This window comes from Streptomyces sp. JLBT605 (assembly GCF_058215555.1).
The window spans coordinates 1,793,808-1,807,051 of the sequence record NZ_CM177087.1 but is presented as its reverse complement, the minus strand read 5'-3'; the positions used below and the strand labels follow the sequence as shown (position 1 = coordinate 1,807,051).

The 13,244-nt window shown below is 72.6% G+C and carries 10 protein-coding genes; 6 read left to right on the top strand and 4 right to left on the bottom strand.

Features of this window, described 5'->3' with window-relative positions; translation table 11 throughout:
• Position 1: 1 nt before the first annotated feature.
• From AC4BDD_RS08115 to glgX, 3 genes are read right to left on the bottom strand one after another with little or no spacing between them, the layout of a single operon-like run.
• A complete protein-coding gene (locus AC4BDD_RS08115) occupies positions 2-1,927 on the bottom strand; it encodes an ABC transporter ATP-binding protein (RefSeq protein ID WP_490690292.1) in 1,926 nt (641 codons plus the stop codon).
• Positions 1,924-3,783 (bottom strand): ABC transporter ATP-binding protein, encoded by a 1,860-nt coding sequence (locus tag AC4BDD_RS08110; RefSeq protein ID WP_490690291.1) that lies wholly within the window; start codon positions 3,781-3,783, stop codon positions 1,924-1,926. The genes AC4BDD_RS08115 and AC4BDD_RS08110 overlap by 4 nt, the downstream gene beginning before the upstream one ends.
• A 34-nt stretch (positions 3,784-3,817) precedes the next feature.
• Positions 3,818-6,286 carry a glycogen debranching protein GlgX gene (glgX, locus tag AC4BDD_RS08105; RefSeq protein ID WP_490690290.1) on the bottom strand — a complete coding sequence of 823 codons (2,469 nt, stop codon included), beginning with the start codon at positions 6,284-6,286 and terminating at the stop codon, positions 3,818-3,820.
• A 364-nt stretch (positions 6,287-6,650) separates the two neighbouring features.
• Here glgX and AC4BDD_RS08100 point away from each other — a divergent pair, with 364 nt between their 5' ends.
• From AC4BDD_RS08100 to AC4BDD_RS08075, 6 genes are all read left to right on the top strand, one after another.
• Complete coding sequence (locus tag AC4BDD_RS08100; RefSeq protein ID WP_490690289.1) at positions 6,651-7,901, top strand: L,D-transpeptidase; 1,251 nt, start codon at positions 6,651-6,653, stop codon at positions 7,899-7,901.
• Between the two features lie 332 nt (positions 7,902-8,233).
• On the top strand, positions 8,234-9,364 hold the full coding sequence (locus AC4BDD_RS08095; protein ID WP_490691707.1) for a L,D-transpeptidase: 1,131 nt from the start codon (positions 8,234-8,236) through the stop codon (positions 9,362-9,364).
• 77 nt (positions 9,365-9,441) lie between these two features.
• A complete protein-coding gene (locus tag AC4BDD_RS08090; RefSeq protein ID WP_490690288.1) occupies positions 9,442-10,209 on the top strand; it encodes an enoyl-CoA hydratase/isomerase family protein in 768 nt (255 codons plus the stop codon).
• A 276-nt stretch (positions 10,210-10,485) separates the two neighbouring features.
• On the top strand, positions 10,486-11,034 hold the full coding sequence (locus tag AC4BDD_RS08085; RefSeq protein WP_490690287.1) for an ATP-binding protein: 549 nt from the start codon (positions 10,486-10,488) through the stop codon (positions 11,032-11,034).
• Positions 11,035-11,502: 468 nt separating this feature from the next.
• Positions 11,503-12,132 (top strand): N-acetylmuramoyl-L-alanine amidase, encoded by a 630-nt coding sequence (locus AC4BDD_RS08080; RefSeq protein WP_490690286.1) that lies wholly within the window; start codon positions 11,503-11,505, stop codon positions 12,130-12,132.
• An 84-nt stretch (positions 12,133-12,216) separates the two neighbouring features.
• The gene (locus tag AC4BDD_RS08075) at positions 12,217-12,435 is read left to right on the top strand and encodes an EF-hand domain-containing protein (RefSeq protein ID WP_490690285.1); all 219 of its coding nucleotides are present in this window, start codon (positions 12,217-12,219) and stop codon (positions 12,433-12,435) included.
• Positions 12,436-12,553: 118 nt separating this feature from the next.
• Here AC4BDD_RS08075 and AC4BDD_RS08070 read toward each other — a convergent pair whose 3' ends face one another.
• A complete protein-coding gene (locus tag AC4BDD_RS08070; protein ID WP_490690284.1) occupies positions 12,554-13,105 on the bottom strand; it encodes a glycoside hydrolase family 25 protein in 552 nt (183 codons plus the stop codon).
• Positions 13,106-13,244: the final 139 nt, after the last annotated feature.

Here is a 13,244-nt window from a genome sequence, read left to right as displayed (position 1 = left end):
CTCAGACCAGGCTCTCCCGCCACGCGCGGTGCAGATCCGCGAAGCGGCCGTGGCCCGCGATGAGTTCGGCCGGGGCGCCGTCCTCCACGATCCGGCCGTCGGCCATCACCAGCACCCGGTCGGCGATCTCCACCGTGGAGAGCCGGTGCGCGATGACGACGGCGGTGCGGCCGCTGAGCACGGTGTGCATGGCCCGCTGCACCGCCCGCTCGCCGGGGATGTCCAGGGAGGAGGTCGCCTCGTCCAGGATGAGCACCGCCGGGTCGGCGAGGAGCGCGCGGGCGAAGGCGACCAGCTGCCGCTGTCCGGCCGAGATCCGGCCGCCTCGCTTGCGCACGTCGGTGTCGTACCCGTCGGGGAGGGCGGTGATGAAGTCGTGGGCGCCGATGGCCTTCGCCGCCTGCTCGATCTCGGCGCGGGTGGCGTCTGGGCGGCCGATGGCGATGTTCTCGGCGACCGTGCCGGAGAACAGGAACGCCTCCTGGGTCACCATGACGACGCCGCGCCGCAGCTCCCGGGTGGCCAGCTCGCGCAGGTCCACGCCATCGAGCAGCACCCGGCCTCCGCTCGGGTCGTAGAAGCGGGCGAGCAGCTTGGCCAGGGTCGACTTGCCCGCGCCGGTCGAGCCGACCACCGCCACCGTCTGCCCGGCCGGCAGTGTCAGGTCGAAGCGCGGCAGCACCTCGCCGCCGGTGCGGTAGGCGAACCGCACCCGCTCGAAGACCACCTCCCGGCCGGGCTGCCCGCCGGAGCGCGGCGGCAGCGGCCGCGGGTCGGCCGGCTCGGGGACGGAGGGCCGCTGGGCGAGCAGGCCGGCGATCTTCTCCAGCGAAGCGGCCGCGGACTGGTAGGAGTTGAGGAACATGCCCAGCCGGTCGATGGGGTCGTACAGCCGGCGCAGATAGAGCGTCGCGGCCGCCAGCACGCCCAGCGCCAGGTCCCCGGCGGCGACCCGGTAGGCGCCCCAGAGCACGATCGCGGCGAGCGCGGTGTTCGCCACCAGCCGGGAATTCACCACATAACGGGCCATCTCCAGGATGGAGTCGCCGTTCACCTTCTCGTGGCGGCGGTTGACCTCGTCGAACTCGGCGTCGTTGGCCCGCTCGCGACGGAACGCCTGCACCGGCCGGATGCCGTTCATGGTCTCGGTGAACTTCACGATGACGGCCGCCATCGCGGTGGACTTCTTGCTGTACACGCGCTTGGAGCGCCGGTCGAAGAGCCGGACCAGCAGATACAGCGGCCAGAAGGAGAGCACCGCCGCGGCGCCGAGGCCCCAGTCGAGGAAGACCAGCGTCACGGAGATATACGCCACCGACATCACGATGCCGAGGAGCTCCTCCAGCCCCTCGTTGAGCAGCTCGCGCAGCGACTCCACATCGGTGGTGGCGCGGGATATCAGCCGCCCGGAGGTGTACCGCTCGTGGAAGTCCACGCTGAGCGCCTGGGCGTGCCGGAAGATCCGGCCGCGCAGATCGAGCAGCACGTCCTGGCTGACCCGGGCCGAGGTGCGGATGAACGCGTACTGCAGCACGCCGGCCGCGAGTGCGCAGCCCAGATAGGCCGCGGCGACCGCGATCAGCGGGCCGTTGTCGTCGCGGCGCAGGGCCGGGACCGCGCTGTCGATGGCGTACGCCACCAGCAGCGGCCCCGCCTGGACCGCGGCCTGCTGGAGGAGCAGCAGCACGGCGGCCAGCCAGACCCGGGCCCGCCGCGGGGCCAGGAGCGAGCGCAGCAGGGTGCGGGAGGCGCCCGGGGGCGTGGGCAGCACGTCCTGGTCGAACTCCCGGTCCGCGTCCCGTGCGGTGCCGGACCCGGCGGCGGGACCTGGGCGTTCGCCGCCGTGTTGGCAGTCGTGTTCGCAGTCGTGTTCGCCGCCGTGCCCGTCGTCCCTCGCGGTCGGCGGGCCGCTGGTGGAGGTGGTCATCGGTCCTCGTCCTCCTCGGCGGGGCCGCCGGACATCAGCAGCCGGTATTCGGTGTTGTCCCGCAGCAGCTCCTGATGGGTGCCGACGGCGGTGATCCGGCCCTGGGAGAGCAGCGCCACCCGGTCGGCGAGCAGCACGGTGGAGGGCCGGTGCGCGACGATCAGCGCGGTGGTGTCGGCCAGCACCTCGCGCAGCGCGGCCTCCACCAGCGCCTCGGTGTGCACGTCCAGCGCCGACAGCGGATCGTCGAGCACCAGGAAGCGCGGCCGGCCGACCACGGCGCGGGCCAGCGCGAGCCGCTGCCGCTGGCCGCCGGACAGGCTCAGGCCCTGCTCGCCGACCTGGGTGTGCACACCGTCCGGCAGGTGGGTGACGAAGCCGGCCTGGGCGACCTCCAGGGCCCGGGTCAGATCCTCAGGCCCGGCACCGGCGCTGCCCATGGTGACGTTCTCGCCCACGGTCGCGGAGAACAGGGTCGGCTCCTCGAAGGCCACGGCCACCAGCGTGCGCAGCTCCTCCCGGCTGAGCGCGGTGATGTCCCGCCCGTCGAGGGTGATCGTGCCCGCGGTGAGCTCGTGCAGCCGGGGGACCAGCGCGGTCAGCGTGGTCTTTCCGGAACCGGTCGCGCCGACCAGTGCCATCGACTCCCCGGCCGGTATGTGCAGATCGACGCCGTCGAGCACCGGGCGGTCGCCGGGGGGCGCGTCGGCATAGGCGAACCGCACGCCGGTGAAGCGGAGTCCGTCGCGCGCCCTGCCGGGGTGCGCCGGGCCGTCCGGCCCGGCCCCGGCGGCTGCCCCGGTGGTTCCGGTCCCGGAGGCGGTCCGCGCCGCGTCCCCGGCCGCCGCCTCCGGCTCGTCCATCACCTCGAAGTAGCGGTCCGTGGCGGTTGCCGCGTCCTGGCTGATGGCCAGCAGGAAGCCCACCGACTCCACCGGCCAGCGCAGCGCCAGCGCCGTGGAGAGGAAGGCGACCAGCGTGCCCGCGGAGAGATCGCCGTCGGCGACCTGGACCGTGCCCACCACCAGCGCGGCCCCGATCGCCAGCTCCGGCAGCGCCATGATCAGCGCCCACAGGGTGGCGAGCAGGTGCGCCTTGCGCAGCTCGGTGCCGCGCAGCTTCCGCGAGAGCGACCGGAAGGCACGGGCCTGGCTGCGGTGCCGCCCGAAGCCCTTGATGATGCGGATGCCGAGCACGCCCTCCTCGACCACGGTCGTCAGATCGCCCAGCTGGTCCTGCGCGACGCGGGCGACGGCGGAGTACCGCGCCTCGAACACCGAGCAGAGGACGACCAGCGGAATGACCGGACCCAGCAGGACCAGCCCCAGCGTCCACTGCTGGGACATGAGGACCGCGAAGCCGAGCACGATGGTGACGCCGTTGACCACCAGGAAGGTGAGCGGGAAGGCCAGGAAGAGTCGGAGCAGCATCAGATCCGTGGTCGCCCGGGAGAGCAACTGCCCGGACGGCCAGCGGTCGTGGAAGGAGACCGGCAGCCGCTGGAGACGACGGTAGAGATCGGCCCGCATGGTGGCCTCGACCCCCGCCAGCGGACGCGCCACCAGCCACCGCCGCAGACCGAACAGCCCCGCCTCCGCGAAGCCCAGCCCGAGCAGCAGCGCGCCGCCCAGCCACACCCCGCCCGGCTCCCGGTCCGCCACCGGGCCGTCCACCAGCCACTTGAGGACCAGCGGGATAACCAGGCTCAGCAGGGAGGCGACGGTACCCACCCCGCAGGCCACGAAGAGCCGGGCGCGGACCGGCCGGACGTACGGCCACAGGCGCAGCAGCGAGCGCACCGCGGACCGGGTGGAGTCGGGGGTGGTTTGCTGGGGGGCTCGGCTCGTCGCAGACATCAGGAGTGAGCGTACGGTTCAGCCCTGACAGCCCTCACTCGGTTTTCTGCCCCGCCACGGCGCTCAGCAGCAGCAGCGAACGGCCCGGCACCTCGATCGGCGCGCCCGCCGGGAGCCGGGGGCCGGACGGCGCGGCTCCGCCGTCCTCCCGTGAGGTGTCGACGAGGAGTTCATACCCCTCCGCCCAGGGCGGGCCCGGCAGGGTGAACGCGACCGGGTCCGGCCCGCAGTGCAGGATCAGCAGGAAGCTGTCGTCGGTGACCGCGGCCCCCTGGGCGTCCCGCTCGGTGAGGCCGCGCCCGGACAGATACATGCCCAGGCAGGGCCTGGGCGCGTACCAGTCGGCCTCGGTCATCTCGGTGCCCCGCGTGGTGAACCAGCCCAGATCGCGCGGGCCGTCCGGGGTTTCGGCCCGGCCGGTGAAGAAGGTGCCCCGGCGCAGCACCGGGTGCGCCCGGCGCAGCCGGATCAGCCGGGCGGCGAACTCGGTCAGCGCCGGTCCGCCGGGGCGCGCCGCCGCCTCCCAGTCCAGCCAGCCGACCTCGCTGTCCTGGCAGTAGGCGTTGTTGTTGCCACCCTGGGTGCGGCCGAGTTCGTCCCCGGCCAGGAGCATCGGCACCCCGGTGGACAGCAGCAGGGTGGCGAGCAGGTTGCGCAGCTGGCGGCGGCGCAGCGCGTTCACCGCCGGGTCGTCGGTCTCGCCCTCGGTGCCGCAGTTCCACGAGCGGTTGTCGTCCGTGCCGTCCCGATTCCCCTCGCCGTTGGCCTCGTTGTGCTTGCGGTCGTAGGAGACCAGGTCGCGCAGGGTGAAACCGTCGTGCGCGGTGATGAAGTTGACCGAGGCGCAGGGCCGGCGGCCGCCCCAGCCGTACAGGTCGCTGGAGCCGGACAGCCGGTAGCCCAGGTTCCGCAGGTCCGGCAGGGCGCCGCGCCAGAAGTCCCGGACGGCGTCGCGGTAGTGGTCGTTCCACTCCGACCACGGCTGGGGGAAGGCCCCGACCCGGTAGCCGCCGGGGCCCACGTCCCAGGGCTCGGCGATCAGCTTCACCTCGCGCAGCACCGGATCCTGGGCGACCGCGGCGATGAACGGCGAGCGCATGTCGACGTCGTAGGCGCCCCGGGCCAGCGCGGCGGCCAGGTCGAAGCGGAAGCCGTCCACGCCCATCTCGGTGACCCAGTAGCGCAGCGAGTCCATGATCAGTCTCAGCACCTGGGGCTGCGGCGCGTCCAGGGTGTTGCCGCACCCGGTGTGGTCGGCGTAGCGGCGCCGGTCTGGCGGCAGCCGGTAGTAGCCGGCGTTGTCGATGCCGCGCAGCGAGAACATCGGCCCCAGCTCGCCGCCCTCCGCGGTGTGGTTGTAGACCACGTCCAGGATCACCTCGATCCCGGCGTCGTGCAGCGCGCGCACCATCCGGCGGAACTCGCCCACCTGCTGACCGCGGGTGCCGGTGGCGGCGTAACCCGAGTGGGGGGCGAAGTAGCCGATGGAGTTGTAGCCCCAGTAGTTGCGCATGCCCCGGCGGAGCAGGTGGTCCTCGTGCCCGAACTGGTGCACCGGCAGCAGCTCCACGGCCGTGACGCCCAGCCGGGTCAGGTGCTCCAGCGCGGCCGGGTGCGCCAGCCCCGCGTAGCTGCCGCGCAGCTCGGGCGGGATGCCGGGGTGTCGCATGGTGAAGCCGCGGACGTGCAGCTCGTACAGGACCGTGTCGGCCCAGTCGGTCCCCGGCCGCCGTCCGCCCCAGCCGTCGCCCGGATCGTCCCCGACGACCACCCCCTTGGGCACGTACGGAGCCGAGTCGCGGTCGTCCCGGACGGTGTCGGCGACATGCTGCTGCGGCCAGTCCCGCACATGCCCGTACACCTCGGGCGGTAGCGGGCCGGGGCCGGGCTCGGGCGAGCCGGGTCCGCCGAACTCGCCGTCCACCGCCCGCGCGTAGGGATCGAGCAGCAGCTTGGCCGGATTCCAGCGGGCGCCCGTCCACGGGTCCCAGCGGCCGTGCACCCGGTAGCCGTACCGCTGCCCGGGCTCCACGCCGGGGAGGAAGCCGTGCCATATCCCGTGCGTCTGCTCGGTCAGCCGGTGGCGCGTCTCGCGCCCGGCGTCGTCGAACAGGCAGACCTCCACCACCTCCGCGCCGCCCGCCCACAGCGCGAAGTTGGTCCCCGCGGCGCCGTCCGGGCCCGGCCCCACCCATGCCCCCAGCCGCCGCGGGGAACCCGGCAGCGCGGGCGCGCCGGGTGTGCCGGCGCGGTTCCCGCCGCGCGGGGCGGGGACCGTGACGGCGGCCGGCGGGCGGACCGGCGCGGTCGCCGATGCCGGCGGCTCCGCTGATGGCCTTGCCGACGGCCGGCCCGTGCCCGGCCCGGGGTCCGCCGGCGGCTTGGACGACGCTCGGCCCGTGCCTGGCTCGGTCTCCGTCGGCGGCTTGGACGGCGGCCGGCCCGCGCTCGGCTCGCGCGCCCCGTTGTGGGCTGTCTCCTGCTGCTCGGCTGCGCTCGACACGTGGTGGCCTCCGGCGGCTCGCGGGCTCGGCGGCTCACCGGCGTTGCTGCCGTACGGGCCCACCCGCGGCGTCCCGTGCCACGCGGTTCCGATCCCGTGCTCATCACCAGTTCTGCCCAGAACCGGCGGACCACTCACCGGGCCCGCCGCCGCACTCGCGGCGGACGCGGCGCCGCGGTCGCACGCGGGCTCGCGGTGGGGTCGCCGGCCACCCCCTGGCTGCCCGCGAGGCCGACGGGCCCGGATCGGCCGCCGTTCCGCCCCGTTCAGCATCATTCGGGCCATTTCGTTTCCCGGAGGCGGGGGTGGTCGTTGGGAGGACGTGAGACATGGATCGAGCCGGAGGCTGTGGGCAAGGGTCGCCGTGGCGGGCACGGCGCTGCTGGCGCTCGCCGGTTGCGGCCTGGGCCGCCTCGGCGGCAGCGACGACGCCCCGCGCCCGGCCGTCGAAGCCATCCGGATCACCCCGCACGACGGAGCGCGCGGCGTCCGCCCCGAGAGCTGGCTGTCCGTCACCGTGCCCGGCGGGCGGCTGGTGCGGGTCAAGGTCACCCGCACCGACGAGGCCGGGACCCGTACGCCGGTGGCCGGGCGGCTCTCGGCCGACCGCCGGGAATGGCGGCCGGCCGAGGCGCGCCTGGCGCTCGCCGCCCGGTACGCCGTGGCGGCGGTCGCGGTGGACGAACGCGGCCGCCGCGCCGCCCGGAACACCTCCTTCACCACCTTCGTGCCCGCGCACCGGTTCATCGGCTACTTCTCGCCGGAGCACGGATCGACGGTGGGCACCGGGATGATCGTCTCCTTCGCCTTCAACCGCCCGATCGCCGACCGGGCCGCGGTGGAGCGCCGCATCCACGTCACCGCGCGGCCGCACACCGAGGTCGCCGCGCACTGGTTCGGCGACCGGCGGCTGGACTTCCGGCCGCGCGAGTACTGGCGACCGGGCACCGAGGTCACCCTGGACCTGCGGCTGCGCGATGTGCCGGGCGCTCCCGAGGTGTACGGCGTGCAGCAGCGGAAGGTGCGGTTCACCATCGGCCGTTCCCAGATCAGCACGGTGGACGCGGCCGACCACACGATGACCGTGCGCCGGGGCGGGCAGGTCTTCGGGGTGCTGCCGGTGACCGCGGGCGCGCCCGGCCATGAGACGTACAACGGCCGGATGGTGGTGAGCGAGCGGCTGCCGGAGACCCGGATGAACGGCTCGACGGTCGGCTTCGGCGGCGAGTACGACATCTCCGACGTGCCGCACGCGCTGCGGCTCACCTCCTCCGGGACCTTCCTGCACGGCAACTACTGGGCACCCCCCGCCACCTTCGGGGCCGCCAACACCAGCCACGGCTGCATCGGCCTGCGCGACGTGCGCGGCGGCGGCTCGCAGACCGCGGCCGGCTGGTTCTACTCCCGCACGCTGATCGGCGATGTGGTGGAGGTGGTCAACTCCCGGGAGCGGCTGGTGGCGCCGGACAACGGCCTCGGCGGCTGGAACATGTCCTGGGACGCCTGGCGCGCGGGCTCGGCCCTCCCGTCGCGGCCCGAGCCGGGCCCGCGGAGCCCCCGGCCCACCGCGCCCCGGCCGGCGGCCGCCACGAGCCCCTCCCTCGCCGGCCGCTGAGCGCACCGCTCTCGCCGGGCCCCACCGCCCGCCGGGCGTCCCGGGCGACGCGCGCCCCGCCGGCCCCCTCACACGCCGTCACATTTCACCCCAACTCGGATCACCGCTCTCACTCGGTACTGAACGGTGACATTCGCGGGGAGTGCACTGGGTAGACGGTGTGGTTATCTATCGCCTGGCACGCGCCGACGCGCGCGTGCGTGCGAATTACGGGGGGCCGCGGGGTCGCGGGCCGTGCGGAGGGAGAGTCAGCAGTGACGGTGTCGGGCATATCGAGAGCGCGGGGGCGCAAGGGGGCTTCCGCCCTGCTGCTGGGGGCGCTGCTGGTCACCATGACGGCGTGTGGAGGAGACGACTCCGGCGACGATGCCAAGAACGGGGACAAGGCGGCCACGGGTGACTCCACCGCGGTGGTGGCCATCGCGCCCAGGAGCGGGGCGGCCGACGTGGACACCAGCGGCGCGCTCAAGGTGACCGCCCAGGAGGGCAAGCTCAGCTCGGTGAAGGTCGCGGACGGCGAGGGCCACACCATCCCCGGCAAGATCACCGCCGACGGCGCGAGCTGGGTGCCCGACGCCCATCTGGCCGCGGCCACCACCTACACCGTGAACGCCGTCGCCAAGGACTCCGAGGGACGCGAGGCGACGAAGCGCTCCACGTTCACCACCCTCACCCCGAAGGCCACCTTCCTCAGCACCTTCACGCCGGAGGACGGCTCCACGGTCGGGGTCGGCATGCCGGTCTCGCTCCGCTTCGACCGCGGGATCACCGACCCGGCCGCCGTGGAGAAGGCCGTCTCGGTCACCGCCTCCCCGGCGGTGCCGATCGAGGGCCACTGGTTCGGCAACGACCGGCTGGACTTCCGGCCGGAGAAGTACTGGGCGGCGGGCACCAAGGTGACCCTCAAGCTCAACCTCGACGGCGTCGAGGGCCGTCCGGGGGTCTACGGCAAGCAGGTCAAGACGGTGAAGTTCACCGTCGGCCGCAGCCAGGTCAGCGTGGTCGACGCGAAGGCCCACACGATGACGGTCAAGCGGGACGGCAAGACCTTCAAGACCATCCCGATCACCTCGGGCGCGCCGGGTACCGAGACGTACAACGGCCAGATGGTCATCAGCGAGAAGTACGAAGTGACCCGGATGAACGGCGCCACCGTGGGCTTCGGCGGCCAGTACGACATCAAGGACGTGCCGCACGCCATGCGGCTGTCCACCTCGGGCACCTTCGTCCACGGCAACTACTGGGCCGGGGCGGGGACCTTCGGCTCGGCCAACGTCAGCCACGGCTGCGTGGGCCTGCGCGACATGCGCGGCGGCGGGGCCAACGGCACCCCGTCGGCCTGGTTCTTCAAGGAGTCCATCATCGGTGACGTGGTCGTGGTGAAGAACTCCGACGACCGCACCATCTCGCCCGACAACGGCCTCAACGGCTGGAACATGTCGTGGCAGGAGTGGAAGGCCTAAGTCACCGGTCCGGCGCCGGGCCGTGCCCGGCGCCGGCGGGCTGCCGGGCGCGGGTGAACGCACGCTAACCTGCGCCCATGACTGTGAACCTTGAGGTCGCCGACGGCGTCGGCACCATCCGCCTGGACCGCCCGCCGATGAACGCCCTGGACGTCGCCACCCAGGACCGGCTCCGCGAGGTCGCCGTGGAGGCCACCCGCCGCGACGATGTGCGCGCGGTGGTCCTCTGGGGCGGCGAGAAGGTGTTCGCGGCGGGCGCGGACATCAAGGAGATGCAGGTCATGGACCACGCCGCGATGGTGGCCCGCTCCCGTGACCTGCAGGACTCCTTCACCGCCGTCGCACGCATCCCCAAGCCCGTGGTCGCCGCCGTCACCGGCTACGCGCTGGGCGGCGGCTGCGAGTTGGCGCTCTGCGCCGACTTCCGGATCGCCGCCGAGAACGCCAAGCTGGGCCAGCCGGAGATCCTGCTCGGCCTGATCCCGGGCGCGGGCGGCACCCAGCGGCTGTCCCGCCTGGTCGGCCCGTCGCGCGCCAAGGACCTCATCTTCACCGGCCGCATGGTGAAGGCCGACGAGGCGCTCGCCCTCGGGCTGGTGGACCGGGTCGTCCCGGCGGACGAGGTCTACGAGCAGGCGCACGCCTGGGCGGCGAAGCTGGCCCAGGGCCCGGCGCTGGCGCTCCGGGCGGCGAAGGAGTCCGTGGACGCGGGTCTGGAGACGGACATCGACACCGGCCTGGCCATCGAACGGAACTGGTTCGCCGGGCTCTTCGCGACCGAGGACCGCGAGATCGGCATGCGCAGCTTCGTCGAAGAGGGCCCGGGCAAGGCCAAGTTCCGCTGAATGCGGGCCCGTTCGGGGTGCCCGGGGCGTACGGCGGCCGCGCCGACGCCCCGCGTGCCCCGTGCGGGCGAATTATTTCTCCGCTGTGTCAGGAGTCACCTCGCCCCGTCCGGTACCCTGGGCGATCATTCATACGCGCGGCGTTATTGCTGGTGAGGCGGGATGCTCCGCGCCTTTGCCTGCCACTGGCATATGCCGTAACCGGTCTGTGGTACCCGCGCCCCGGGTTTTCGGAATCCTGTCGTTCCGCCCCGGACGGCCTCGCGGGCGGCCATCATGGGGGGCATGGCGGGCTTGGAGGGAATGGAGCAGCCGCAGGAGCACTTCGCCGCACCCGCTCCCCGGCAGGTGCCGGCCATGGAGGAAGCGGCCGCTCCCCGGCGGGTGCCGGCCGGGGAAGAGGCGGCGGCCCTGCGGGCGATCGACGCTTTCGGCGACCCCACCATCGGCGAGGTGCGCTTCCCCTCCCGCCCGGAGTCCGCGGCCGCCGCGCGCCGGCTCACCGAGCAGATCCTGCTGCGGCACTGGCAGCTCTCGGCGCAGCTGTCGGAGTACGCCGTCCTCCTCGTCTCCGAGCTGGTCGGCAACGCCGTCCGGCACACCGGGGCCCGCACCTTCGGGCTGCGCATGCACCGCCGCCGCGGCTGGATCCGGCTGGAGGTCCGCGATCCCTCCCGCGGCCTGCCCTGTCTGATGCCGGTGCAGGAGATGGACATCAGCGGCCGCGGGCTCATGCTGGTGGACAAGCTCTCCGACCGGTGGGGCGTGGACCTGCTGCCGCGCGGCAAGACGACCTGGTTCGAGATGCGCGTCACCGACCGCTGAGCACCCTGCTGTGCCCGGGAAGCGCGAAGAGGCCCCTGCGTCGTCGTGACGACAACGGGGCCTCTTCCGGCGTGCCGCGGCTCGAAGGGGGTGTGAGCCGCGGCGGATGACGACCGAGCCCGGGTCAATGGGGGTCGCACCACGACTATCGCAGACAGGGTGCGCCCATTTCAAAGGTTCATTTGATAACTTAAGGCGATCATTCGGACATCTTGCCGATCGATCCAAGGTGAGGTGTGCCACCTGCCTTGTTAATGCTGGGTAAATAAGAGGTCCGGCTGATGTTTATGCGGTTACCACTCTCCCTGGAGGGTTCGATGGCCGACAGGGTGGCGCCAGAGGTGTGGACCGCGCTCCGGTTTCTTTCTTTGCCCGGCAAAGCTTGGCATGTCCCCGACGAGAGCATCAACATGAGGACAGCACGCTACGCGCGTCATGTCCCGTTCAACCCAAGAATCGGGAGCCCCCATGGAAGCCCACGGACACGAACCCTCCCGGCGCGGCCTGCTGCGATCGGGCGCCGCGCTCGGTGCCACCGCGCTGGGCGTCACCGCCGCGGCCGCCGCGGCGACCGCGGCCCACGCCGGCGGCCGGAGCGACACCGCCGCGGACACCACCTACCCCACGACCCACTGGATCCCGGCCAGCAGCTCCAACTACACCGTCTCCAACCGCCCGACGTCCTACGCGATCAACTACATCGTCATCCACGTCACCCAGGAGACCTTCCAGGACGCGATGCGGATCTTCCAGAACCCCGCGCGCAAGGTGTCCTCCCACTACATGATCGCCTCGGCGGACGGCTACATCGGGCAGTTCGTCCGGGAGAAGGACATCGCCTGGCACGCCGGCAACTGGAGCTACAACACCCGCAGCATCGGCATCGAGCACGAGGGCTGGATCGACCAGCCCGAGTACTTCACCGACGCGATGTACCGGGCCTCCGCCCGGCTGACCGCCGCCATCTGCACCCGGTACGGCATCCCCAGGACCCGGACCCACATCATCGGCCATGTCGAGGTGCCCGGAGCCACCCACACCGACCCCGGCCGGTACTGGGACTGGCCCCGCTACATGGCCCTGGTCAACTCCTACTGACCGGCCACCCGCGCCGGGTCGCTAATCTGTGCTGGTCGTACACGCACACAGCGTCGTACACGCACACAGAAAGGGGTGGCCCAGGTGGCTGACATCGAGACGGCCCGGAAGGCGTTCGAGCGCTTCGACGTCAACGGGGACGGGCTGATTTCCGCGGCCGAGTACAAGAGCGTCATGGCCCAGCTGGGCGACCCGTACGTCACGGAGACCGTCGCGCAGGCCGTGATCAACGCCCACGACTCCAACGGCGACGGCCTGCTCAACTTCGACGAGTTCTGGGCGTCCCAGGGCGGCGAGAGCTGAGGCGTCCCCTCTCAGGGCGCCAACCATGCCGGCGACGCCGACAGCGCCGGCACCGGCGGTCGTGCGGGTCCCCGCGAGGGTAGCCGCACGGCCGCCGGTCAAGCGTTCTCCGGGCGGGTCAGGGCGCGGCCCACTCCCGCATCGCCGTCTTGCTGCTGAACGCGGCCACGTCCTTGTCCAGCGGCGTGTCGGTGTACTGGTGGATCCGCCACTTCGCCTCGATGCGCGGCTTCCCCGCCGTGACGTAGTCGGCTATCCACAGCCCGTCCCCGGCGTAGGACGTGGTGTCGTGGTGGAGCCAGAAATACCGGCCGCAGTACAGCAGCACCCGGTGGGTGGGACGCAGCGCCTTCACCTGGCGCAGGAAGCGGTCCTTCTCGCCGTTGCTCGCCCGGGTGCCGGAGCTCGTCGTCTCCCAGTCCACGGCGAGCAGATCACCCTGCCTGGAGAGGCACTTCTCGACGAAGTAGCGGGCCTGGGCGTCGATGTTGCCGGGCCACAGGAAGTGGTAGAAGCCCAGCACGCAGCCCGCCTGGCGGGCCTTGGAGGCCTGCGCGGCCTGGCGCGGGTTGATGTACGAGCGCCCTTCGGTCGCCTTGATGAACACAAAGGACAGTCCCTCGGTGCTGAACGAGGACTGGTGTGAGCTGACGTCGATGCCGCGGATCATGCGGTCACCTCCAGGGGAGGGAATTGCGGGGGGAGAGACTTCGGAGCGCAACGAGCCGTGGGGGGCGGGGGGATCGGGCTGGAAGCGGACGGCCGGCCAGGGCTTACCCACAGCGTTCCCGGATACGGACGGCGTGCAA